Below are 22,934 nucleotides of genomic sequence, written 5' to 3'. Positions count from 1 at the left end.
AAGGTACAAAACAAGTTGTTGCAATATACACTTGTAGAGTAAATTCTATACGGCATTTTTATGGCACGGTTTTACGGCCTGGAACGCTCTAGGTAAATTATGTTGATCGCGGTGCAGGGGAAGTAGGCTGTGCGAATTCCGCTAGATTACTACCGAATTTTAGGACTACCGTTAGCGGCAAGTGATGAACAATTGCGACAGGCATACAGCGATCGCATTGTACAATTGCCGCGACGTGAGTATTCTCAGGCAGCAATTTCTTCTCGTAAACAACTCATAGAAGAAGCTTACGTGGTTTTATCAGATCCAAAACAACGCAGTACCTACGATCATCTGTATCTTGCCCACGCCTACGATCCTGATAACCTTGCTGCTGCCGCAGTAGCACTGGAAAATTCTCCAGAAAGCACCAAAAGGGGTAGCAATACCCAGAGTCTGGGTATCGAAATTACTCAAGACGAATTAGTGGGCGCTTTATTAATTTTGCAAGAGTTAGGGGAATACGAACTTGTACTAAAACTAGGTCGTCCGTACCTGGTAAATAAAAATGGTGCTACAAGTCCAAGAAAGGGTAATAATTTAGCAGAGGAAGAAATACACGAAAGTGCTGAACACCCAGATGTTGTTCTGACTGTTGCCCTTGCTTGTCTAGAATTAGGTCGCGAACAGTGGCAACAAGGTCACTATGAAAATGCCGCTATATCCCTAGAAACTGGTCAAGAACTGTTAGTACGCGAAGGGTTGTTCGCCAGCGTCCAGGCGGAAATTCAGGCGGATCTTTATAAATTGCGACCATATCGAATTTTGGAGTTGTTGGCACTACCTCAAGAAAAGACTGCCGAACGAAGCCAAGGTTTGGAATTATTACAAAATCTTTTAGAAGATCGTGGCGGAATTGATGGCACGAATAATGATGATTCTGGTTTAAACATAGATGACTTTCTGCGGTTTATTCAGCAGTTACGCAACCACTTAACAGTCGCCGAACAGCACAAGTTATTTGAAGCCCAAAGCAAACGTCCTTCTGCTGTTGCCACTTACTTAGCTGTTTATGCCTTAATAGCGCGGGGATTTGCTCAACGGCAACCTGCTTTAATTCGTCAAGCAAGGCAAATGCTCATGCGTCTGGGCAAGCGCCAAGATGTACATTTAGAACAGTCATTATGTGCTTTACTTTTGGGACAAACTGAAGAAGCAACTCGGGTTTTAGAACTTAGTCAGGAGTACGAAGCTTTAGCTTTTATTAGAGAAAAATCTCAAGACTCTCCCGATTTGTTACCAGGGCTGTGTCTATATGCAGAACAATGGTTACAACACGAAGTATTTCCCCATTTTCGAGATTTAGCAAACCAGCAAGCGTTTCTAAAAGATTACTTTGCTAACCAACAGGTACAAGCTTATTTAGAAGCACTGCCAACTGATGCAGAAACAACTAATGAGTGGGCTGTAATTAACCCCCAAAATTTTCCCCAGCCACAGACAAATAATTTGCCTTTCCCTAAAAATTCAACTAGGACTCCAAAGCAATTTAACCACAACAGAACACCTGACCTAGATTTGCCAGACACACCAGAATATTCAAACTTCTCACCACCGATGTGGAATTCATCTGGAAACGTAAAATCAGAGGTTCCTGCTGCTGAACGAACGAGCAGAGGCACAAAGGAGCATTTGAACGGTTCAGTTAAAAGTGCTACACCTGCTCATAACCAAAAGCGTCGGCGGAGAAAACCTGCTCCATCTCCTATCCGAGAGCGTTTACCGGACAATCGCCCCCATTCTCGTCGTCCTCGGCGGCGGCGAACTTTTGCTAATACCATTGAAGGGAAAACACGGCTGGTATGGAGAGTGTTTATTTCTTTGGTGAGTATTTTAGTTTTTTGGGTGTTAGCCACAACAACTTTTGGATGGTTAAAAAATCTGTTTTTTCCCACACGACCTGCACCTGTTTCACAGTTGTTTGTACAAATAAATCAACCACCAATATCTATTCCCGATCCAAATAGTCAACCACAAGGACTAGATGGCTCTTTAACAGATGCAGCGGCAGAGGAAGTCATTCGCACTTGGCTATCTACTAAAGCCGAAGCTTTAGGGCCGAATCATGAGATTGATAACTTAGAGCAGATTTTAACTGGTTCAGCTTTGTCTCAATGGCGGCTAATTGCTCAACAGGCTAGGTCAGACAACCGCTACCGCAAGTACGAACATAGTGTAAAGGTGGAATCTGTAGAGAAAATTGATTTATTTGCAGATCGTGCCACAGTGGTAGCTACGGTGAAGGAAGCGACGCAGTTATATGAAAATGGTCAGTTTAAAAACTCTTCTAACGAGAATTTGCGGGTTCGGTATGATTTGATTCGACAACGAGGTAAATGGCGTATTCAGAGTGCATCTGTTGTGAATCAGATAATTAGATAAGTTGTAATGTTTAGGTTTCCAATACCCCTAACAAAGTTTTCAACATCAAATAAGCAGAAGTCCCTCCTGGATCTTGATGTCCGATACTCCGTTCCCCCAGGTAGCTAGCCCGTCCCTTTTTCGCCTGCATTGGTATAGTTTCCTGTAACCCTTTGTGGGCTGCTACTACAGCCTGTTGCATAGCTTCCAGCGTTCCCTTACTTTCTTTTACAGCTTGCCCAAAAGTGGCTACAGCCGGAGACAGCACATCCACCATTGTTTTGTCTCCTAGTTGCGCTTTACCACGTTGCAGCACCCCATCTAAGCCTGCTTGCAGTATTCCTAAAACATCTTGTTCTGTTAATTCTTGCTTACCAACTACTGCTGTACTGGCTCTTAAAAACCAAGTGCCATAAAGAGGGCCACTAGCACCGCCAATAGAAGAAATTAAGGTCATACTCACGGCTTTGAGAATGCTGCTGATATCCTTGTCTGTAAAAGTTGGTAACTGAGCGCTTACTTTTTTGAAGCCGCGATCCATATTGATCCCGTGGTCAGCATCTCCGATCGCAGCATCTAATTCTGTCAAATAGGCTTTATTCTGCTCTATCTCCGTTGCATAAGCCTGCAACCATTGCAATATCTGCGCTTGAGTCAACATAATTCGTAATTAGTTAAATTCCCCAACGCCAACTTGGCGTTTTTACTGGTGCATCCCATAGCCCGATCATTTCATCATCTAATTTCAGCAGGGTAATGGAGCAACCTTGCATTTCTAGAGATGTAATGTAAGGGCCTATCAAGTTTCGCACAATTTGCAATCCTTGCAGTTCGCAGATTTGGGCGAGTTTGCGGTAAACAATATACAGTTCGGAAATTGGGGTTCCACCCATACTATTGACGAAAGCTAATAAGCGATCGCCTTTGGCAAATGGTAGACTTGTTAGCTCTACATCTACCCATTCTTCTTTATCTTCATCCCATTCGCGCAGTGTGCGGGTGTATGGTGCATCTTCAATGAGCGATCGCGTTAAAATTTCGGTAATCTCATCTACTGATTTGATGGCTGTACGTTCTGTTCCTGGCTCACCGTGAATACCGATACCTAATTCAATTTCGCGATCGCTCAATTCAAATGTCGGCGTTCCATTAGCGGGGACTATACAAGATGTTAGAGCAATTCCCATACTCCGCCCATTCAAATTTACTCGGCGACACAAATTTGCTATTTGTGGCAAATCATACCCTGCCTCAGCCGCCGCACCACAAATTTTTTCTGCCAGGATTGTTGTTCCTACACCTCGCCGTCCTTGGGTATAGAGACTATCTTTCACTGCTACATCGTCATCAATCAAAATATTTAGCGATCTAATGCCCTCACTACGGGCTAACTCCGTTGCCATTTCAAAGTTCATCACATCGCCACTGTAATTTTTGACGATATAAATAATACCAGAGCCTCCATCTACAAGCTTTGCTGCTTCTAGCATTTGGTCTGGAGTTGGTGAAGTGAAAACCTCACCAGGACAAGCTGCATCAAGCATTCCTTTGCCCACGAAGCCAGCGTGCATTGGTTCATGTCCACTGCCACCACCTGAAATAATTGCTACTTTACCCGGAATAGGTGCATTGGCTCGATAGACAAAAGCGGGATCGTAGTTCAGTTTAATTAAATCGGAATGAGCCGCCGCCATACCTTCTAGACTTTCGCGCACAAAGTCTTCTGGCTTGTTGATCAGCTTTTTCATAATCCGTGTTTGGTTAAAAGAGTGCTAAAACTCAGGTTATAGCGATCGCTGGTTTGTATGCAATAGAGGCTGACCTCTCTCTAAATCTCTCTCCTAAAAGGAGAGAGACTTTGAAATTTCCCCCTTCCCGCGACGAGTTGGGGGTTAGGGGGTTAGGTTTTTCTACATGAGGTAAAAAGTCAGTTCTTTAACGTCAATTCACAGATTCCATCCACTCAATACACTTGTGCATCTGCTGGCGTATGGTTTCCTTATCAGCATGAAACCTTCGTCCATGACCTGGTAGCACCCACTCAAAAGAGTAATTAGCCAAGTTACGCATTGATTTAATCTGTTCTGACCAAGAATACCAGCAGAAATCGCGGAATGCAGCCAGTTGGTGCAAGCTTTCTGACCAAGCAAGATGATCGCCTGTGAAGAGAAACTTATTTTTGTAGAGTAGTACGGTTTGTCCTTTGGTGTGACCGGGAACTGGGATAATTAATAAATCTGGTGTCAAGGTAAATGGTTCAGAACCAGTTAGCTGTATTTCTACATTGCGAGTATCCGCAGTAATATCATCAGCATGGAGGATGCGATCGCACTGAAAATGCTCGGCAAACTTTTGATGATCTGCCACATCATCCTTATGAGTTAAATACATGTAACGAATTGGCCCCAGTTCTTCTAAACGCTTAACTAAAGGCGGCGTAAACCGGGGAGAATCCACCAATATGTTACCTTCTGGAAGCTGAATTAAATAGCTAGCTGCACCGTAAGATTTTTCAGAATGATAGCCGCAGTGGTAAACATTTTCTGCTACTAATATTGGAACCTTTTCTTGAGCAACTTTGATATCTTTTGGTTTCTCAACTGTGCCAATAGAACTAGTAGGACATGCCAAAAGTGCTTCCAGCGCTGCTAATCTTTCCGCCTCATTCGTTGGTTGATGGTAAACAGCCGATTGGTCATCAACATCATAAAATACTTCAGGAGCCATCCAGCGACAGGTATCACAATCAATACAGGTAGTATCTACATAAAAATCGCCGTTGACATTTTGAGAGCGACGCTGATTTAAATGAGCCATATTAATCCTTTTGCTTCCAGGCGCTTACTGGGGAGCGATAAACCTTATATCACTACGCTAGCAAAAGTAATTTGAGACTGTAGCCGCCACTAGAAGTAAATCCGTTCAAAAATATTAAGACTGGTGAAACCCAGTAAGCAGAAATTGGGAAAACTGAACATAGACACTATCTGCTGATATATTCCCAAATATGCTTTACTGTTCTAATTCTAGTTGTGCAAATCCGTTTAACCTTGATGACAATAAGTTTTGCATTAAGTGTGGACAATGACCTTTATAGTTTGGGTGTAACTTGTATTCGTCTGTTAACCCAAGTTTTACCAAATGCAGATGGTTATGATGAACTTTATGATGCACTCAAGGGTTGCTGGATTTGGAGAAAATACTTATTACAAGGTAGAAGTATTACTCCTGAGTTTGGGCAAGTTTTAGATAAGTTAATTCAGGATTATGTGGAGGAACGCTATCAATCTGTTGATGAGGTTATACAAGCTCTTAATGCTGAGAATCTAAATTCAGCAGTAGGGATAGATTATACAATTTTGCAAAAGCTACTAGCATCTGGAAAATGGAGAGAAGCCGATCAAGAAACCTGGAAGCTTATGCTTAAAATATCTCATCGAGAAAAAGAATGTTACCTCAGAGTAGAAGATATAAAACAGTTTCCCTGTCAAGACCTCTTAACTATTGATCGCTTGTGGGTAAAATACAGTAATGGGCGCTTTGGTTTTAGTATCCAGAAGCAAATATGGGACAGCGTTGGGGGAAAACCTGACTTAGATTTGGAAACCTGGAAATATTTCGGTGAGTCTCTAGGATGGCGGATTAAAAATAATTGGAAGCCTTATGAATTTCTATCATTTACATTAACTGCTGCGGTAGGACAACTACCCAGAGCGATATGGAGTATGAGATTGGATGGAAGAAGAAAAAGATTTTCTGCCCTCACATCAAGACTAGGATGATTAAGCATATAATTCATAACGTCTCCCATTCATCTCTGCTGATATTAGCTTGACGTAATATTCTATTTAGTAAGCTTGGGCTGATGTCTCCCTGATGTGGATTGGGAATTGTCAGCTTTAATTCATCTTTTACCATGTATTGATGCTTACCACCTGGGTAAGGCCCATCAAAACCTGCATCTTTTAGATAATGAATCAGATCCCGCCGATTAATTGATCCAAAGGGTGGCATTAGGCGACCTCTTTGGTAAGATTCAGGTCAACATCATTAAGTATTGGTAGAGTATGACCCAAACGCAATCCTAGTACAATCCATCCTTCAAGAGTATCTTGCAAATCCTCCCGGCAAGCTTCTAATGTTGTAGCGTTTGCCCACACACCTTGACATTCTAGAATTTCGCCGTAGAAAGTTCCATCCTCAAGCAACTCATAAGTTGCTTTATGCATTGCTGTACGAATGTAATTTGTCAACATTCAGCTTTTTAATCAATTTGGTTACAACTGAAATTTTATTTTTAATCGCAAATCCGCCAAACTCTAAGTATTATGTATAATTTTTAATTTCCGAAAATGCGATCGCGCCCCTTTACCAAACGCGATCGCTAAATTTTCCATCCCCTATCCAATAAAATGCAGATGATTACTCACCGCACTAATTAAATTATGGGTAACGGGAAGACTATCAACTACCATCCCCAGACACAACAGCATCATGTAGGAGATGGAAAACAGAAACAACTCTTTAGCTACAGCGCGATCCTCTGGATTTTGCAACAACCGCCAAGATTTGTGGATAAATAATCCTCCCAGAATTAGGGCGATCGCAGCATAAAGAATTCCACTCGCGCCCAAAGGATATACCAATAACACGGTTGCAAATACTGTTACCAGCGTATAGTACCAAATCTGCTTCACGGTTGCCGTATCACCTTCAATCACAGGTAGCATTGGTATCCCAACTTTTGCGTAATCATCCCGAATCATCAGAGCTAAAGCCCAGAAATGGGGCGGTGTCCACAAAAAGACGATGGCAAAAATTAACCATGCTGACCAGCTTAATGTGCCTGTGACAGCAGCCCAACCCACTAACGCCGGAATTGCCCCAGCAGCTCCACCAATAACGATATTCTGGGTGCTGTGGCGTTTTAGCCAGTGGGTATAAACCAAAATATAAAAAACGATCCCAGAAAATGCTAGCAGGGCGGCTAACAGGTTGGCAAATACTGCTAGGAGTGTAAAGGAAATTGTCGCTAGTGCGATCGCAAAAATTAGAGCATCGCGCGGCTGTACCTTACCGGATGGCATCGGACGATGGCGCGTCCGCTCCATATCATAATCAATATCTCGGTCATAGACACAGTTAATCGTCTGGGCGCTTGCAGCAGCCAAGGTGCCACCAGTGAGAGTTACTAGCAACAGCAATGGGTCTACTTCACCCTTAGCAGCAATCCACATACTCCCAGCCGTAGTAATCAAAAGCAACGGAATAATCCGAGGCTTGGTTAGCTGGTAGTAACTTTGAATTACCTGTAAAAATGTTCCGTGGTGGCGAGAGACATTAGTCTCAATCATTTTGGCTCTGGTTCCTTATTTTTCAACAACTTATATACAGCCCCCGCTCAAGCTGGCTCTTTTAAGCAAACGAAAACACAGATTTTCTGCACCTGCATAGATCGCAATACTCGCCGTTGCGGCTTTCGTCGTTTAGTGGAGAGTGGGGAGCAGGGGGAGATGAGGGAGCAGAGGGAGATTAAGGAGAAGAACCAATGCTCAATGACGGCAGTTGCTCTACTTGGGGAGACCCCATCGCCCTTGGCGTCTCCCCTTGGGAGAAGACCGCACTGCCTCCCCAATGCCCAATGCCCCATTCCCTACTCAGCACTCAGTACTCGTGACTCAGCACTCACAGAGTCACGCAGTGCGAGAACTGTGAAAACCACCAAAGTACCCAGCAAAGTAGCTCCTATAGCTTGGTGAGAGACGGTGAGAGGCTCTACTTGGAGATGTAATTTGAAAGTGGCGAATCCCAACAAGATTTGTAAGGTTAGCAACGCACCAGCCAAATTTGCCAGTCGCCGTAAGGCTGGATGTAGTGCTGGTGTCCGCCAACAGATAAATACTATTGCCAAGGTTGCCAAGGAAGGCGGCACCAAACCAGCAATATGACTGTACATTACAGTACAAAGTTGAGAACCGCCGAGGCATTGGTGTAGCGCCCAGCGAGAGCCTACCAAAGCACCCAAGAGACTTTGCAGGTAAACCAGAACAGTGGCAGTTAAACCGACCCAAGGCAACTTACCAACGGTTCCATTCCCCTGATAGGGAGTAAGTCCCGTGCCGATAATCAGCAGGGTGCAAAAAAATAACAGCGCCGTTCCTAAATGAGCGGTAACGATATCAAACCGCAACAGTTCGGTAACGGTGAGTCCCCCCAAGATGCCTTGGAAGACGATTAGAAATAGGGCGAATGTAGATGCCCAAGGCAGCCAAGAGGGTAAGAAACGACGATGCCACCACGACAAACCGAAGAGTGCGATCGCGCTTACACCAATTAAAGCCGCATCCAATCTGTGAAACCACTCCAAAAACACTTGGAGATTCATTTGCTTGGCTGGCACCAGTTCGCCATAGCATAAGGGCCAGTCTGGGCAAGCAAGTCCAGCATTCATCACACGGGTGGCGCTGCCTATTGCCATCAAAATTAAGGTGGCTATGCATATTTTCCACACCAAGCGACGAATCATTTCCTTGGGTTTTTGCTGCTGAAGCGCCGCTTCATTTTGTTGTTGTAGGACAAATTCGCTCATGAAGGATACCTTCTGCCCGCTCTTGGTGAATCTCTTAAAATTTTCAATTTTCTTTTAGTGTCCCATCTCCACCCTAGCGTATAGGCTATGGGTTTATAGATTAGCACTCACTTATACTTTGAATCACTCCAGAAAGGTTTTGCCTGAAGCTTTAGGTATTTTTCAAGATGTGAGAAATTGATTCATGGGAATAAATTTAAACATCCTAAATTTTTCCTTAAACTTTTTCACTGATTTTCATCTATTTTTGGCGTTGTATGATAGTAAACTCATACTAAAAATTAGTGAAATAGCCAAAAAAATTAATAAAAATTTCAGACCTTTCTCCCCCATGTCTGACAGCCTAGACTACCTTAGTAAGTGAGCAGCTTTAAGATAACGTAGTAAATTCAATTAAGTAAGCCGTGAAGATTCCAAGTTCAATCTGGACATTACTCATTGGCATCGTGCTAACGCTCGCCAGCCTTTGGTACGGTCAAAATCACGGTCTGTTGCCAGCAGCAGCCACGGATGAAGCCGTCTTAGTGGATGGTCTGTTCAACGCGATGATGATCGTTTCAACAGGTATATTCCTGCTCGTCGAAGGTGTTTTAATTTACTCTGCATTTAAATATCGTCGGCGTGCAGGTGACAATGAAGACGGCCCACCAGTTGAAGGCAATGTACCTCTAGAAATTCTCTGGACGGCGATCCCAGCAATTATCGTTATCGGTATTTCTGTTTACAGCTTTGATGTTTACAACGAAATCGGTGGCTTTGATCCCCATGCTATCCATGAAGCACCGATGATGAATCAGGAGTCGATGAAAATGCCAGGGCATGGGAGTGCTATGGCCGCAACTTTAAGCGATACTCCACCCAGCACCGAGCCCAACCTCAATCAAGAAAAATCTGATGAGGCAATGCAAGACCCAGCTACCGCAGAAGTCCGCAATGCTGACCAAATTCCCCAACTGCGGAATGCCCCAGGTGTCGGTAGTGTTGCCCCGACGATTGGGGGAACTCCTGATAAAGCAGGTAAACCAGCAGAATTACAAGTCAACGTCACTGGTTTACAATATGCCTGGATTTTCACCTATCCTGAAACTGGTATAACTACAGGTGAAATGCACGTCCCCATCGGGCGAGAAGTGCAAATCAGTATGACCGCCAACGATGTCATTCATGCCTTCTGGGTTCCAGAATTCCGCTTGAAACAAGATGCGATCCCCGGTAGGCAAAGCGAGATTCGCTTCACCCCTCAAAAAGCAGGAGACTATACCCTGATCTGTGCAGAACTTTGTGGCCCCTACCACGGTGCAATGAGAGCGCCAGTAGTTGTTGAGCCACAAGAAGCCTTTGACAAATGGATGCAAGAACAGCTAGTTGCCAGCAAAGAAACACTAAATCAAGCCGTTGCTGTTAACCCTGCGAATCTATCCCCAAATGAATTTCTCGCTCCTTACACCAAGGATATGGGAATTAAGCCAGAAATCCTGCATCAAGTTCACAAATAGTCATTGGTCATTAGTCATTAGTCATTAGTCACTGGTCATTAGTACTCATACAAATGACAGGTGATAAAGGACAAGTGACAAAGGACAAATTACAAAGGACAAAGGACAAATGACAAATGACCCAAGCTCAAGTGCAAGAAACTGCCAACGCCCCTGCTCTTGTTGAGGAGTCAGGGATCAGAAAATGGCAAGACTACTTTAGTTTCAACACTGACCATAAGGTGATTGGGATTCAATACCTAGTCACTACATTCATTTTTTACTGTATCGGTGGCGTGATGGCTGACTTGGTTCGTACAGAACTGCGAACTCCAGAAGTCGATTTCGTCACCCCTGAAGTCTACAACAGCTTATTTACGCTGCACGCCACGATCATGATTTTCTTGTGGATCGTGCCAGCTGGTGCGGGTTTTGCTAACTTCCTCATCCCTTTGATGATTGGGGCAAAGGATATGGCATTTCCGCGCTTGAATGCTGTTGCCTTTTGGATGATTCCGCCTGCGGGTTTATTGTTGATCCTCAGTTTAGTGGTAGGCGATGCACCGGATGCGGGTTGGACTTCCTACCCTCCCCTGAGCTTGGTAACAGGTCAAGTCGGTGAGGGAATTTGGATTATGAGCGTCCTCCTACTAGGTACGTCATCGATTTTAGGAGCAATCAATTTTCTGGTCACATTGCTCAGGATGCGTATCCCCGGTATGGGTGTTCATCAAATGCCGTTGTTCTGCTGGGCGATGTTTGCTACCTCGGCGCTGACTTTGGTATCTACACCAGTGTTAGCAGCTGGTTTAATTTTGCTGGCTTTTGACTTATTCGCAGGAACGACATTTTTTAACCCAACTGGGGGTGGCGACCCAGTTGTGTACCAGCACATGTTCTGGTTTTACTCCCACCCAGCCGTTTACATCATGATTTTGCCCTTTTTTGGGGCAATTTCAGAAATTATTCCCGTGCATTCCCGCAAGCCGATTTTTGGCTATAAAGCGATCGCTTATTCGTCTCTCGCTATTAGCTTTCTGGGGCTAATTGTTTGGGCGCACCACATGTTTACCAGCGGTATCCCCGGTTGGTTGCGGATGTTCTTTATGATCACCACGATGATCATTGCCGTACCTACGGGAATTAAAATATTCAGTTGGTTAGCAACCATGTGGGGTGGGAAAATCCGGCTTAATACTGCCATGCTCTTCGCCATTGGCTTTGTTGGCACCTTTGTCATCGGCGGGATCAGTGGCGTGATGTTGGCAGCAGTGCCTTTTGATATTCACGTTCACGACACCTATTTTGTGGTAGCACACTTACACTACGTGCTCTTTGGCGGTAGCGTGTTAGGGATTTATGCAGGCATTTACCACTGGTTCCCGAAAATGACGGGACGAATGGTGAACGAATTTTGGGGTAAAGTTCACTTTGCCTTAACAATAGTTGGTCTAAATATGACCTTCTTACCAATGCACAAGCTGGGATTAATGGGCATGAACCGCCGTATTGCCCAGTATGACCCCAAATTTACCTTTCTCAACGAAATCTGCACTTACGGCGCTTACATACTAGCAGTTTCGACATTCCCCTTCATCATTAATGCGATTTGGAGTTGGTTATACGGTGAAAAAGCTGGTAATAATCCCTGGAGGGCACTTACCTTAGAATGGATGACAACCTCACCGCCAGCGATCGAAAATTTCGATCGAACCCCAGTACTAGCTACAGGCCCCTACGACTACGGTTTAGAAAAGGCTGACGAAGGTGTACCTTTGTCCGATCCCAATCCAGTCTTATCTGGCGGGCCGAACTCAGTATTAAGAGCAGAACCCGATCCAGCGGTTGCTGCTAATCCCGAAGATCGGAAATAGAGTTAGGAGTTATGAGTTATGAGTTATGAGTTATGAATGATGAGTTATGACTTTAATAAAGTTGTTAGTTCAAAATTTTTAACTCCTAATTTTTAACTCCTAACTTCTAATTCCTAACTTCTAACTCCCATTCCCCATTCCCCATTCCCCACTTATAAAAATTCATGCAAAGTCAAACTATTGACCCAGCTAAAACCGAACTAAATCATCACCATGCAGCGGAAGCGTCCGTCGGTCATCATGAAGAACATCCAGACCATCGGATGTTTGGGCTAATTGTCTTCCTAATTGCTGAAGGGATGATTTTTATGGGGTTGTTCGGAGCCTATTTGGCTTTCCGTGCTACCTTACCTGCATGGCCGCCAGCAGGTACTCCAGAATTAGAACTTTTGTTACCTGGAGTCAACACCATCAATCTAATTTCTAGTAGTTTTGTCATGCACAATGCCGATACTGCTATCAAAAAGAACGATGCGCGGGGTGCGCAAATCTGGTTAGCAATTACCGCTGCAATGGGTGCTATCTTCTTGGTGGGTCAAGTATATGAATATACCCATTTAGAATTTGGTCTAACTACCAATTTATTTGCGAGTGCATTTTACGTTTTGACTGGTTTCCACGGATTGCACGTTACCATCGGCGTTTTGGCAATCGTTGCCGTGTTGTGGCGATCGCGCCTTCCGGGTCACTATAGTAACGAAAAGCACTTTGGCATTGAAGCAGCCGAAATTTATTGGCACTTCGTTGACGTAATTTGGATTATTTTGTTCGGATTACTGTATCTACTGTAAGTATTAATTAACTAGTTGTTTAATCCACGCGGACAACTTAATCAGCCCCCACTAGGGGGCTTTTTTAATTAACAGAATAAAAATATCAGTGAAAATGAACATAAAGACGTAGAAGTGCTACTCTTATGCAACAATACGCTTGGGTTAGCTCCAAAAACCTTAGACTTCTTGGCATTGTAGGGAAAAGGGTAAGCGGTAAAGGTTAAACAATTTTTCTGTATTGCCTTATACAAAGATTATTAATATAAATAAGGTATATTTATTGCCTACCTAAAAAAGTTAAATAAAAAATATATAAAAATCAGCTTCAACTATTTATTCCAACTATTACTTTTGCTAGATGCAACTGAGTGATTGAAAGTGATAAAAAGGCGAGTAAAGTAAAAGGTGGGAAAAGTCGGAAAAGTAGGATGTTTTAGAGAAAGTATTGAAGAACCAGTTAATATACTGTAAATTAATGTTATAAGGACTGAGTAAACCAATAAATAAAGTTCGCAAATTTATACGGATTTATATTTAAGGAAATATAATTCTAATATTTATTTTATTCATAAAAGTAGCAAGAAACTTGAAGTTATTGGCGAGATTGCAAGTATTGTAATTCGCTTTGCTTTCTCATTGAAGTATTTGATACCAATTCAAAAAATGTTTACGACAGATAACCCAACCTGCGCTGACACGCACCCTCGCCTTGCTAAGGGTAGGTAGGAATGGATTTTTTTTAACAATTGGTATCACACATATTAATTGGGGCATTTTGTGGAAGCGAATACGCATTAAAGATTTGCTATAATTATTAGTAAATCGAGATCGTAAAATGTGTGAGTAATTGAAAAGTTACACCTAACTATCTCAAAAACTTACCCAATCTTTTTTAGTTTTTTCGTCAAACTCACATCGATCTGACAACGCGATCGCAGTTAGTAACGACTAGAATCTGATGACAAAATAGTAGCGAACACTTTAATTGCTACTTGTGCCTTGAAATTTCACTGCTCAAGGTTTCATCAGTAATCAGACTTAACAATTAAAAAAATTAACCATCTTAACTCATAAATCTTATTCTCTGCCCACAGTTTAAATACTGTGGACTAGTCTTAAATTTACTTAAGTGATAATATTACAGAAGTATTTCATAAATTAATTTTGTATTAAGATACTTGTAAGAGTATTTAACAAAGCAGTCAAGCAACTAAGCACCAAAGGTATCCAAAGCATAGGTCGCGCGATAGCTAACTGCCGCAAAGATCGGCAAATCTAGCAGCAAGCAGTTATTAATAACCTCACTCAAGCTCTGAATGGTCAGTAAATTAAGAAGTAGTATACGCCACATGAGCCAGAACCCTCTAGTTAGAAAAACACTCCGAAGTCGCTTTGAAACTGTCAAAGTGATAGGAAGCGGAGAATCTGGTAATACTTACTTAGTAGGGGGTGCTACACGTAACAGACATCGCTCCTCTTTCAACAGAAAAACACTTCGGAATCGCTTTGAGATTGTCAAACAGTTAGGAAGTGGCGGTTCTGGTGATACCTACTTGGCCATTGACTTGGATTTACCAGGACAACCTCATTGTGTGGTCAAACATTTCCATCCAAAAGATTCCAACCCTGCTGTTCTACCCATTGCTAAAAAGCTATTCGATCGGGAAGCAGAAGTTTTATACCAGCTAGGCAACAACCACGAGCAAATTCCCAGACTGTTTGCTCATTTTAATGAAGACGGGGATTTCTATTTAGTTCAGGAATATATTGACGGTCATGCCTTGACTCAAGAAATTGTCCCAGGTCAGCGTCTCAACGAGAATACAGTCGTAAATTTATTAAAAGACATCCTAGAAGTACTGGCTTTCGTCCACCAACACGATATTATTCACCGAGATATTAAGCCTCAAAACTTAATGCGGCGGTACTCCGATCGAAAGATTGTGCTAATTGATTTTGGGAGTATTAAGAAAATTGGTGCTTTGGGAGCAGGCTTAACAATTGCGGTTGGGACTCCTGGCTATATGCCAAGCGAACAGGCTAAGGGAAAGCCAAAACTTTGCAGCGATATTTATGCAGTCGGGATGATTGGCATCCAAGCTTTAACAGGTTTAATGCCTGAGCAATTACCAGAAGATCCCACTACTGGAGAAGTTATCTGGCGCGACAAGGCAGAGGTAAGTGATGCTCTGGCAAATATTTTAGATACAATGGTTCGCGATCGCTACAACCAGCGTTATCAGTCTGCCACAGAAGCTTTACAAGCACTTAATTCTGATGTAGCGTTATTACAGTCATCACAATCTCCTGACATCAACTACAAGGCTGATGATACCAATTTGCTAACTTATAGAAACTTTATTTTGCTACTGGGTATTGGTCTTGGTGCAACTACGAGTTTGATAGTAATAGTTTTAATCTATACATTTATTAATACGGGGACATCGCTTCCAAACCAACCTACTCCACTAAAGAGTTTTATAGAAAGATTGAGTTCCCGTTATTAACTAATATAAGTAGTCTACTAGCTAAATCAGCAGCTAATAAAAGAATCTGTCAAAGCAATTGCACCATTGCAAAAACTACCAAAGAGTAAATTTAATTTCACTAAATTAGAAAAGTTAATTATCTAGCAGCAATCATCAAACTGGCTATTAACTAGCTATTACAAATTTACTGTAAATTTAAATATTTCAAGATTACTGTAGGATAAATACCTAGATATTCCTGTAAGATAAATACAATGAAACAATATTTAAAAAAATGGACAATACAAATCAAAGAAAAGCTTTAATTAACAGCGAAATCTCCCTCTTTCTTAGAGGTTTGATTATTGGTAAAGTTCTCACACTTATGGTTATTGGCGGATTACTTTGGTGGTTATTGAAGCCAAATTTATTGTCTGGCAACAGCGTTAATTCCTCTAATCAAAATTTCAATCGCGTCTCTAAGAATGAATCAACTTTTCAGACAGTTGCTGATGTTCCCCCTGCATCATTCAACTACGGAGGTAGTACCGCTTGGGCATCTATTCGGCAATTGGTAGATTCTCAGATCCAGAGCGATCGCCCGGAACTACGATTACGCTACGTAAACCCTGTTAATGGTAGTCCTGGTTCTAGCTCTGGCATTCGGATGTTGCTTGATGGGAAAATAGACTTTGCTCAGTCTTCCCGTCCCCTCACAGATGAAGAACAAGCTATGGCAAAAGAGCGAGGTTTTACCCTTGAGGAACGCCAAGTGGGTAAAGATGGGATAGCAGTGGTAGTCAACCCATCACTCAATGTGCCTGGTTTAACTGTTGACCAATTGCAGCAAATTTATTTGGGGAAAATTACTAACTGGAATCAAGTCGGCGGGCCAAATCTACCCATCACAGCTTTTTCGCAACGACCAGAAGACGCAGATACAGTAATATTTCCTAGCAATAGCGACTTAAAAGGGCAAGCATTTGGCTCTAATGTGCAATATGTCTACTCAGCTACAGAGGCAGTGCGCCAACTCAGTAAAACCCCTGGTGGTGTGTATTATGCTTCTGCCCGTTCGGTAGTCTTTCAATGTAGCGTGAAGGCTTTACCATTGGGTCAGAGTTCCGATCGGCTAATTACCCCTTATCAAACGCCGATGGTTTCGCCTGAACAGTGTCCGCGTCAGCGCAACCAGCTAAATACTCAGGCGATCGAAAATGGCAGCTATCCGATGATTGCGAATTTGTTTGTGATTATTAAGCAGAATAAAGGACGGGAACAGCAGATTGGAAATGCTTATGCCAATCTTTTATTAACCGATCAGGGACAAAGGGCAATTGAGAAAGCTGGTTTTGTTGGCGTTCGCTAGTAGATTTGCAGGACAATTGAGCAAGCTTCCCAGGGATACCCGACTTGTTTAAGAAGTCGGGTATCTAAAAGTATAGACTGTGTGCGATCGCGGCTAGAACTGGGAACTACCAGCTTGCAGAATCTGTTGAGCAATCAGGTTTAGTTCGGGAAAAATAGGTGATACGATGCGGTCATCGCCTCTAAATTGAGTAACTCGGTATTCACCGTCAACTAATTGGTAGATAGAGATAGTAGGTTGTCTAGGATTACCGATAAACTTTTTACCACCGATAGCTAAATAATCAACAATCCAATATTCTTTTATCCCTATTTGTTCATATTCACCTAGCTTTTTATAATAATCATCCCGCCAGTTAGTACTAATAACTTCAATCACTAAAGGGATAGAATCGGCAAACTCAACCGTAGAATATTTCTGCCAAAGTGGCTCTAATTTTAAAGCAGGACGGTTGAGTAATAGCAAGTCTGGAGAATAGCAAGACTGACTAATAGCAGATTTAACTAATGCTGTTTTTGGGATGAAATAAGGTAGACCATTGCGAACGTACTCAACTGCAATTTTTTCAACCAAAAACCCAACAATATCTTCATGCTCTCCTACTGATTGTGCCATTTCAACAATCACGCCATCATGTAATTCATACCTTCCACCTTCAGGACGACAAGCTGCAAAATCTTCAAAGGTTACTAATTTGGGTATAGCTTGAGTCATAAATTGCCTACCTTAGCTTATATATTGCGAACATTTTTAGTCATTGTTATTAGGTTTTTCATCACAGATCGTTTCAATCGCTACTTCCTTTTAATTATTCTGCATTGCTGCGGCAAGTTTATCTAAATTTTGACGAACAGTAACACTACGGTGATGATTTACACCCCAGACTCGTTCGCAAATATCTAAAGCTTGCAAATAAAGCGGTTCTGCTTCACAGTAACGTCCAGTTTCACGATAAATTTCTGCCAGATTATTGAGACTTTCGGCAACATTGGGATGATTTTCTCCCAATAGGTGCTTATCAAGTTCTAAGGCTTTTATACATAAGGGTTCCGCTTCATTGTAACGTCCCTGTTCTCTGTACATATAACCCAGAGCATAGATCGTATCTGCTAATAGCGGATGCGCTTTTTGTAATACACGCTGCTTGAGTTCTAATGATTCTAAAAATAAAGATTCCGCTTCACTGTAGCGTCCTTGAGCGCGGTATATTAAACCTAAATTGTGCAAATCTGTGGCAACATCAGGATTTTCTTCTCCCAAAAATCGCTTATCTAATTCTATTGCTTGTTGCGACAAAGGTTCGGCTTCACTGTAACGTCCTTGATGATAATAAAGTAGCGCTAAATTATTTAGTATCAGAGCAAAAGAAAGATGATTTTCACCTAGCAGACGTTTTTCGAGTTCTAATGATTGCAAATACAGAGGTTCTGCTTCGTCATAACGTCCTTGTTCATCATATAGTAATGCCAAATTGTTCAGACTGGCAGCGACGTCGGCATGGTTTTCTCCTAACAATCCTTTCCTCAGTTCTAAAGCTTGTTTATATAGGAGTTCTGCTTTACTATATTGTCCAGTAGATTTGTAAAGTCCTGCCAAATTATTCAGGCTAGTAGCAAAAGCAGGATGATTTTCTCCTAACAGACGTTTTCTCAGTTCTAAAGCTTGTTTATATAAGGGTTCGGCTTCACTGTAGTTTCCCGTTGCACGATATATTCCTGCTAAATTGTTGAGACTATTAGCTAAATCTATCTGCAAACCTAATTCATTTTGTAACTCACTCGCTTTCCGCAAATATTTAATTGCTAATTCTTGTTCTTCTTGATAGTTTTGAGATTCACCCCGATCTAATCTGCTGTGGTAAATATCGCCCAATCTTGAGTATAAAGTAGCCAAGGTGGGGTCTTTAGTTCCCCGTTCTTGTTCTACTTTCTCGATTAACCTTTGTAAATCTTGAATGGGTAAGAAAAAGCGATTAGTTTCATTAGTATCTGTGCTAGCTAATTCTGTGTCTCGAAAAACAAAGCGGATATTTTCTAATTCTTTACCAGGAATAGCATTTGTCTTTTGAGATTCAAACCGAAATACACCGTTGCGCCAACTCCAAAAATCAGGAGCTTTTTTAATTAAGTTGACTAAAATTTGATTAGTTACCCAAAGCACGATCGCAAATGGAAATTCGCGCAATCCTTCCCTTGTCCACTGTAAGTAACCAAACAATTTCTCCTGTTCCGATTGCTCATTTCCCAATCTGAGAAAATACAATTGTTCAGCACCCGTCACAGTGATTACCGCCGGGTTCTGCTGACGGAGATATTCTTCTTGTTGTACCAGTTGGTTAATAGCAGCTTTGAGACTAGGTTCTTGACGTGCTAGAGTTACTCGATATACACCGAAGGCGGGTTGTAGTTCAGCTTCATATTGAGCAATAATCCGATCGCGAAAGCTAGCATCATCGCAAACTGCAATCAGTAAATTTAATCCCCGCTTTTGAGCTTCAATAGAAACAATTAAATCATCATACGCATCTTGATTTTCTCCTTCATCAAATAATTCCTCATTTAACATTAATGGCTCCCTGTCTTCTCAAGCTTTCGATAATAATTGGATGAACATCATACCAAGTTTCATCAGTGCGATATTCTAGAACATACAGCCCATGTAACAAATCTAAAAACTCTGCTTGTTTCGGGTCGTTGGGCATAAATTGTTCATAAACGCTCTGCAAAATATCGATATCAGTTTTTCCTAAGCGTATCGAAAAATCATTGCGAATTTTATTGATTGCTTGCAGAAGAATTTTATCATCAATAATAACTTCGGCTGAGGGGTTTCGCCGGATAGTTCGCAAACATATACGACAACATTCTTTAGAAATCCGAATTAATTCTCGCAATACGCCACCACTGTAAATCACAATTTTTTCAGCAGTTTCTACCGCGATTAATTCACTGGGAATCCGCTTTTGTAAAACTTCACCGAGAATCTTTGTTGCTTCCCGACGAGGTTGGGCATTCGGTAAGCGATTTTTACCTTTATCAAATATTTTTAATACAGGCATTGCCACAACTTGATCGTTGGTTTCAGTAGCAATTATTGTGCTAATAAATGTTTCTCGAAGGACTGCGATCGGGATAGTGTAGATAATTTGAAAGTTAGGTTGACAAAGAGCTTTAATGTTATCTCGATAAATTTCGTTAACTCTGCCTAAATCCAGTTTATCTAAATCATCAATAATTACTAAAACGTTTTGTTTAGTTGCAGCTTGAATTAAAGCAGCTATTTCGTTAATTCTCGCAACTAAATCTGATAACTTGCGTTCAAATTCTTGCTTAATTTCATCCCGAACGCTTGCATCAGCTTTTAATTTAGAGCTAATCAATTTTAAGAGGTCAAAACCTATACTAGCTTCTGCTTGCAAATTTAATTCTTCAGTGCGAGTGCGGGTAGCAAACCACTTATAAAGAGCTTCTTTAGTCGATTGTGGAATATCAACTCGGCGGGCTTCTGCCTCTGTCATTAAATTAACTGCGATCGCAAACAGTATATTAATATGATTAACTGCCGACATTTCAATTTTATCGGCAATAGAAAACAGAACTACAAAATATTTATCTTGAATTTGTCGGCTAAACTCAGCTAACAAAGTAGACTTACCACATCCTCGATGTCCTGTAAAGACTATTTTGCCATCTCCATTAGGACTATCTTCTACTAATTGGTTCAGGTCTGCAATCAAATCATCACCATATTCGACTCGAAATCTTTCCATTTCGTTCCGTTCCATTAACGGAAACAGTTCGAGATTACTGTATGCTTCTTGAAAGGAGTTTAATAAGTCTTGAGACATTGGATAGTGCTGTTAACGTGCTAACTATTCATATAATGGCTCATGATTTTTGAAGCACAAGTTTAGGTCATGTCTAGGATAGAGTATGCCTATATAACTTCTCAAATCCCGTTAATAAATAACTACTAAGTGAGTGATATGTTATGTCTGAAAAAGAGATGCCATAATTCCCAAATTTCAACCTATCAATGAGTAACAGAGGTTAATAATCAATAAGACTGAATGATAGATTATACATTCGATAATTCAGACTGAATGATAGATTATACAAATAACATCCTAAAAGTTACTTAACATATAAATAAAATAAAATTTTCAGTTATAAAAATAAATTTTTAGTGTGCTTAATCTCATCCCCCTCTAGCCGAAATGACTACGGTGTAGACACAAGTCTGAAATAGCTGATTACCCCACCCTAACCCTCCCCTTATAAAGGGGAGGGAACTAGATTTCTTTTCTTGTTTCCCCCCTTTACAAGGGGGGATTAAGGGGGGTAATTCGACTTGTGTATACAGCGTAGCCCCAAAAGATGGAGAGGCTTTGATTCTTGCTCCCCTTCCCTGCAAACTGGGGGTTAAGTTTAAAAGAAAGTTGCACGCGGCGCTAAAAAGCATTATTTTAATTCCGCCTTGCGGTAATAGTCGCAACCCCACGGATAAATCTGTGGAGTTGTTCTGTTGAACTAATTAAGCGTTATGGAATTATTTAAACAATCTTTCATCAAACCAGCTTTTGCGACTTCAAAACTAGCTTTTGCGACATCAAAACTAGCTTTTGCGACATCAAAACCTGCTTTTGCGACTTCAAAACTAGCTTTTGTGACATCAAAACCTGCTTTTGTGACTTTAAAACCTGCTTTTGTGACTTCAAAACCTGCTTGTGCGACTTCAAAACCTGCTTTTCTCAACGAATTTCAGCAAATATACCCGCATCTATCTAGTTAGCTAATGCCATCCATGCTTTTATAATTCTGTAACTTCACTGTGGCTAGTGCATCCGCTTGTTGCGTATTTTGATGATATATAAATAACTCAGTGTATAACATCCGGGTTATTTATAAATTAATCGAAACAGGAAAACTATATGACGCAACGCAAACGAAACTCCATGTCGCTGACCAAAGCTGAACGACGGATTGAAGGAATGCAGACAATTAACCCTGAGTTAGACTTTAGTAATGGGTTTTCAATTGCTACTTACAACACTAAAGTAGTTGAGTTAAGAGAGAAGCTAGCCGCTTATAATCAAGCACAAGCAGTAGTAAATAAGACACACAACGCATTGATAGAAGCAGAACGAGAGTTGAATACTTATTCTGAGCAAATGCTGTTAAACGTTGCATCTCACTATGGCAAAAATAGTGATGAATATGAGATGGCTGGTGGAACGCGCAGGTCAGACCGCAAGAAACCACGCCCAGTAGTAAACCAAACAGTGACATCTGTGAAGTAATTGTTTGGACTCGCCGCTTCTTTAGATAAGGGTGCGTTGACCTTTGTGACAACGCACTATTAAATAATTCGTAATTCGTAATTCGTAATGGGCTACGCCCCGCTACGCTAACGTAATTCGTAATTAAGTTTTATGACGGGGATTTAGATTCGATATTTGATGGCGAGATTGAAAAACACTGCCTTATCAATTTACAACATAGATGGTTTGATATTTTCCCCTTACCTGCTATTCTGATTCCAAGCTATGGGGTTATGAGGTATACAAATCTTGCCAACTGCTGAACAAGGCATCAGGTGTGTCATACTATGTCAATCTTTGACCAATACATTCACTCCTATTTACATTATCCGCCTCAATGAACAAACAGGTAATGTGTTTATTTTGGCAGGATATAACATAGAGATAGAAATCTATCGCAATGGTCTTTAGAGGTTCTTGTGATTGAGCCAGACTTTAGCAGCATGAGCAAAACCGAGTTAAGAGCCTTCGTCATTGCTCACCCCGACAACAAAGCAGCGTTTCGTGCTTTTGTTGACCGCTTTACATCTGAAGCGTCTCCAGAGACTTTTGACATCCCAAAATCGAATGCTGAGATTGAAGAAGTTGAAATTTTGATTAAACAAAAATTAGAACAATTAAAAATGAGCTAGATTTTAGAAGTTTCTTTTAAATGTCGCAGAATTA

Annotated in this window: 22 protein-coding genes; 11 read left to right on the top strand and 11 right to left on the bottom strand. The window is 41.5% G+C overall.

Annotated features, from left to right (window positions below; translation table 11 throughout):
- Positions 1 to 129: 129 nt before the first annotated feature.
- Positions 130 to 2,421, top strand: a complete 2,292-nt coding sequence (locus RMZ42_RS04330) for an IMS domain-containing protein (RefSeq protein WP_322670248.1) — start codon at positions 130 to 132, stop codon at positions 2,419 to 2,421.
- Between the two features lie 10 nt (positions 2,422 to 2,431).
- Here the strand turns inward: RMZ42_RS04330 and dhaL are convergent, their stop codons facing one another.
- The 3 genes from dhaL to RMZ42_RS04315 form a co-directional block, all read right to left on the bottom strand.
- Positions 2,432 to 3,061, bottom strand: coding sequence for a dihydroxyacetone kinase subunit DhaL (dhaL, locus tag RMZ42_RS04325; RefSeq protein ID WP_322670247.1), 630 nt, complete (start codon positions 3,059 to 3,061; stop codon positions 2,432 to 2,434).
- A 13-nt stretch (positions 3,062 to 3,074) separates the two neighbouring features.
- The gene (dhaK, locus tag RMZ42_RS04320; protein ID WP_322670246.1) at positions 3,075 to 4,148 is read right to left on the bottom strand and encodes a dihydroxyacetone kinase subunit DhaK; all 1,074 of its coding nucleotides are present in this window, start codon (positions 4,146 to 4,148) and stop codon (positions 3,075 to 3,077) included.
- Positions 4,149 to 4,341: 193 nt separating this feature from the next.
- A complete protein-coding gene (locus RMZ42_RS04315; RefSeq protein ID WP_322670245.1) occupies positions 4,342 to 5,217 on the bottom strand; it encodes an MBL fold metallo-hydrolase in 876 nt (291 codons plus the stop codon).
- Positions 5,218 to 5,407: 190 nt separating this feature from the next.
- On the opposite strand from RMZ42_RS04315, the gene RMZ42_RS34650 reads away from it, so the two are divergent.
- Both RMZ42_RS34650 and RMZ42_RS04310 read left to right on the top strand, forming a co-directional pair.
- A complete protein-coding gene (locus RMZ42_RS34650) occupies positions 5,408 to 5,488 on the top strand; it encodes a 4-Cys prefix domain-containing protein (RefSeq protein WP_416211789.1) in 81 nt (26 codons plus the stop codon).
- A complete protein-coding gene (locus RMZ42_RS04310; RefSeq protein WP_322670244.1) occupies positions 5,454 to 6,182 on the top strand; it encodes a GUN4 domain-containing protein in 729 nt (242 codons plus the stop codon). The genes RMZ42_RS34650 and RMZ42_RS04310 overlap by 35 nt, the downstream gene beginning before the upstream one ends.
- Before the next feature lie 13 nt (positions 6,183 to 6,195).
- Here the strand turns inward: RMZ42_RS04310 and RMZ42_RS04305 are convergent, their stop codons facing one another.
- The 4 genes from RMZ42_RS04305 to RMZ42_RS04290 form a co-directional block, all read right to left on the bottom strand.
- On the bottom strand, positions 6,196 to 6,414 hold the full coding sequence (locus RMZ42_RS04305; protein ID WP_322670243.1) for a type II toxin-antitoxin system HicA family toxin: 219 nt from the start codon (positions 6,412 to 6,414) through the stop codon (positions 6,196 to 6,198).
- The gene (locus RMZ42_RS04300) at positions 6,414 to 6,656 is read right to left on the bottom strand and encodes a type II toxin-antitoxin system HicB family antitoxin (RefSeq protein WP_322670242.1); all 243 of its coding nucleotides are present in this window, start codon (positions 6,654 to 6,656) and stop codon (positions 6,414 to 6,416) included. The genes RMZ42_RS04305 and RMZ42_RS04300 overlap by 1 nt, the downstream gene beginning before the upstream one ends.
- A 144-nt stretch (positions 6,657 to 6,800) precedes the next feature.
- The gene (locus RMZ42_RS04295) at positions 6,801 to 7,754 is read right to left on the bottom strand and encodes a heme o synthase (protein ID WP_109010120.1); all 954 of its coding nucleotides are present in this window, start codon (positions 7,752 to 7,754) and stop codon (positions 6,801 to 6,803) included.
- A 299-nt stretch (positions 7,755 to 8,053) separates the two neighbouring features.
- Positions 8,054 to 8,989 (bottom strand): heme A synthase, encoded by a 936-nt coding sequence (locus tag RMZ42_RS04290; RefSeq protein WP_322670241.1) that lies wholly within the window; start codon positions 8,987 to 8,989, stop codon positions 8,054 to 8,056.
- Positions 8,990 to 9,393: 404 nt separating this feature from the next.
- On the opposite strand from RMZ42_RS04290, the gene RMZ42_RS04285 reads away from it, so the two are divergent.
- From RMZ42_RS04285 to RMZ42_RS04265, 5 genes are all read left to right on the top strand, one after another.
- Positions 9,394 to 10,485, top strand: a complete 1,092-nt coding sequence (locus RMZ42_RS04285; protein WP_322670240.1) for a cytochrome c oxidase subunit II — start codon at positions 9,394 to 9,396, stop codon at positions 10,483 to 10,485.
- Positions 10,486 to 10,601: 116 nt separating this feature from the next.
- A complete protein-coding gene (ctaD, locus tag RMZ42_RS04280; protein ID WP_322670239.1) occupies positions 10,602 to 12,338 on the top strand; it encodes a cytochrome c oxidase subunit I in 1,737 nt (578 codons plus the stop codon).
- Positions 12,339 to 12,502: 164 nt separating this feature from the next.
- Positions 12,503 to 13,129 carry a cytochrome c oxidase subunit 3 gene (locus tag RMZ42_RS04275; protein ID WP_104909637.1) on the top strand — a complete coding sequence of 209 codons (627 nt, stop codon included), beginning with the start codon at positions 12,503 to 12,505 and terminating at the stop codon, positions 13,127 to 13,129.
- A 1,331-nt stretch (positions 13,130 to 14,460) separates the two neighbouring features.
- The gene (locus RMZ42_RS04270) at positions 14,461 to 15,618 is read left to right on the top strand and encodes a serine/threonine-protein kinase (protein WP_322670238.1); all 1,158 of its coding nucleotides are present in this window, start codon (positions 14,461 to 14,463) and stop codon (positions 15,616 to 15,618) included.
- A gap of 256 nt (positions 15,619 to 15,874) precedes the next feature.
- Positions 15,875 to 16,948, top strand: a complete 1,074-nt coding sequence (locus tag RMZ42_RS04265) for a PstS family phosphate ABC transporter substrate-binding protein (protein ID WP_322670237.1) — start codon at positions 15,875 to 15,877, stop codon at positions 16,946 to 16,948.
- A 93-nt stretch (positions 16,949 to 17,041) separates the two neighbouring features.
- On the opposite strand, the gene RMZ42_RS04260 is transcribed toward RMZ42_RS04265, so the two are convergent.
- The 4 genes from RMZ42_RS04260 to RMZ42_RS04245 form a co-directional block, all read right to left on the bottom strand.
- On the bottom strand, positions 17,042 to 17,662 hold the full coding sequence (locus tag RMZ42_RS04260; RefSeq protein ID WP_322670236.1) for a Uma2 family endonuclease: 621 nt from the start codon (positions 17,660 to 17,662) through the stop codon (positions 17,042 to 17,044).
- Between the two features lie 90 nt (positions 17,663 to 17,752).
- A complete protein-coding gene (locus RMZ42_RS04255) occupies positions 17,753 to 19,513 on the bottom strand; it encodes a tetratricopeptide repeat protein (protein ID WP_322670235.1) in 1,761 nt (586 codons plus the stop codon).
- Complete coding sequence (locus RMZ42_RS04250; RefSeq protein WP_322670234.1) at positions 19,503 to 20,795, bottom strand: ATP-binding protein; 1,293 nt, start codon at positions 20,793 to 20,795, stop codon at positions 19,503 to 19,505. The genes RMZ42_RS04255 and RMZ42_RS04250 overlap by 11 nt, the downstream gene beginning before the upstream one ends.
- 682 nt (positions 20,796 to 21,477) lie before the next feature.
- Positions 21,478 to 21,702 (bottom strand): hypothetical protein, encoded by a 225-nt coding sequence (locus tag RMZ42_RS04245; RefSeq protein ID WP_322670233.1) that lies wholly within the window; start codon positions 21,700 to 21,702, stop codon positions 21,478 to 21,480.
- Between the two features lie 176 nt (positions 21,703 to 21,878).
- Between RMZ42_RS04245 and RMZ42_RS04240 the strand changes: the two genes are divergently transcribed.
- The 3 genes from RMZ42_RS04240 to RMZ42_RS04230 all read left to right on the top strand — a co-directional run bounded on the left by RMZ42_RS04240 (position 21,879) and on the right by RMZ42_RS04230 (position 22,900).
- Positions 21,879 to 22,247: a hypothetical protein gene (locus RMZ42_RS04240; RefSeq protein ID WP_322670232.1), complete on the top strand. Its 369-nt coding sequence runs from the start codon at positions 21,879 to 21,881 to the stop codon at positions 22,245 to 22,247.
- 270 nt (positions 22,248 to 22,517) lie between these two features.
- Positions 22,518 to 22,679: a DUF6888 family protein gene (locus RMZ42_RS04235; protein ID WP_322670231.1), complete on the top strand. Its 162-nt coding sequence runs from the start codon at positions 22,518 to 22,520 to the stop codon at positions 22,677 to 22,679.
- A gap of 8 nt (positions 22,680 to 22,687) precedes the next feature.
- On the top strand, positions 22,688 to 22,900 hold the full coding sequence (locus tag RMZ42_RS04230) for a DUF6887 family protein (RefSeq protein WP_322670230.1): 213 nt from the start codon (positions 22,688 to 22,690) through the stop codon (positions 22,898 to 22,900).
- Positions 22,901 to 22,934 lie beyond the last annotated feature (34 nt).

Origin of the sequence: Nostoc sp. DedQUE05 (assembly GCF_034530955.1) — a bacterium.
In the GTDB taxonomy this organism is placed as follows: domain Bacteria; phylum Cyanobacteriota; class Cyanobacteriia; order Cyanobacteriales; family Nostocaceae; genus Nostoc.
Note: the sequence above shows the minus strand (reverse complement) of the source record. Positions and strands in the feature narration are given on the sequence as shown.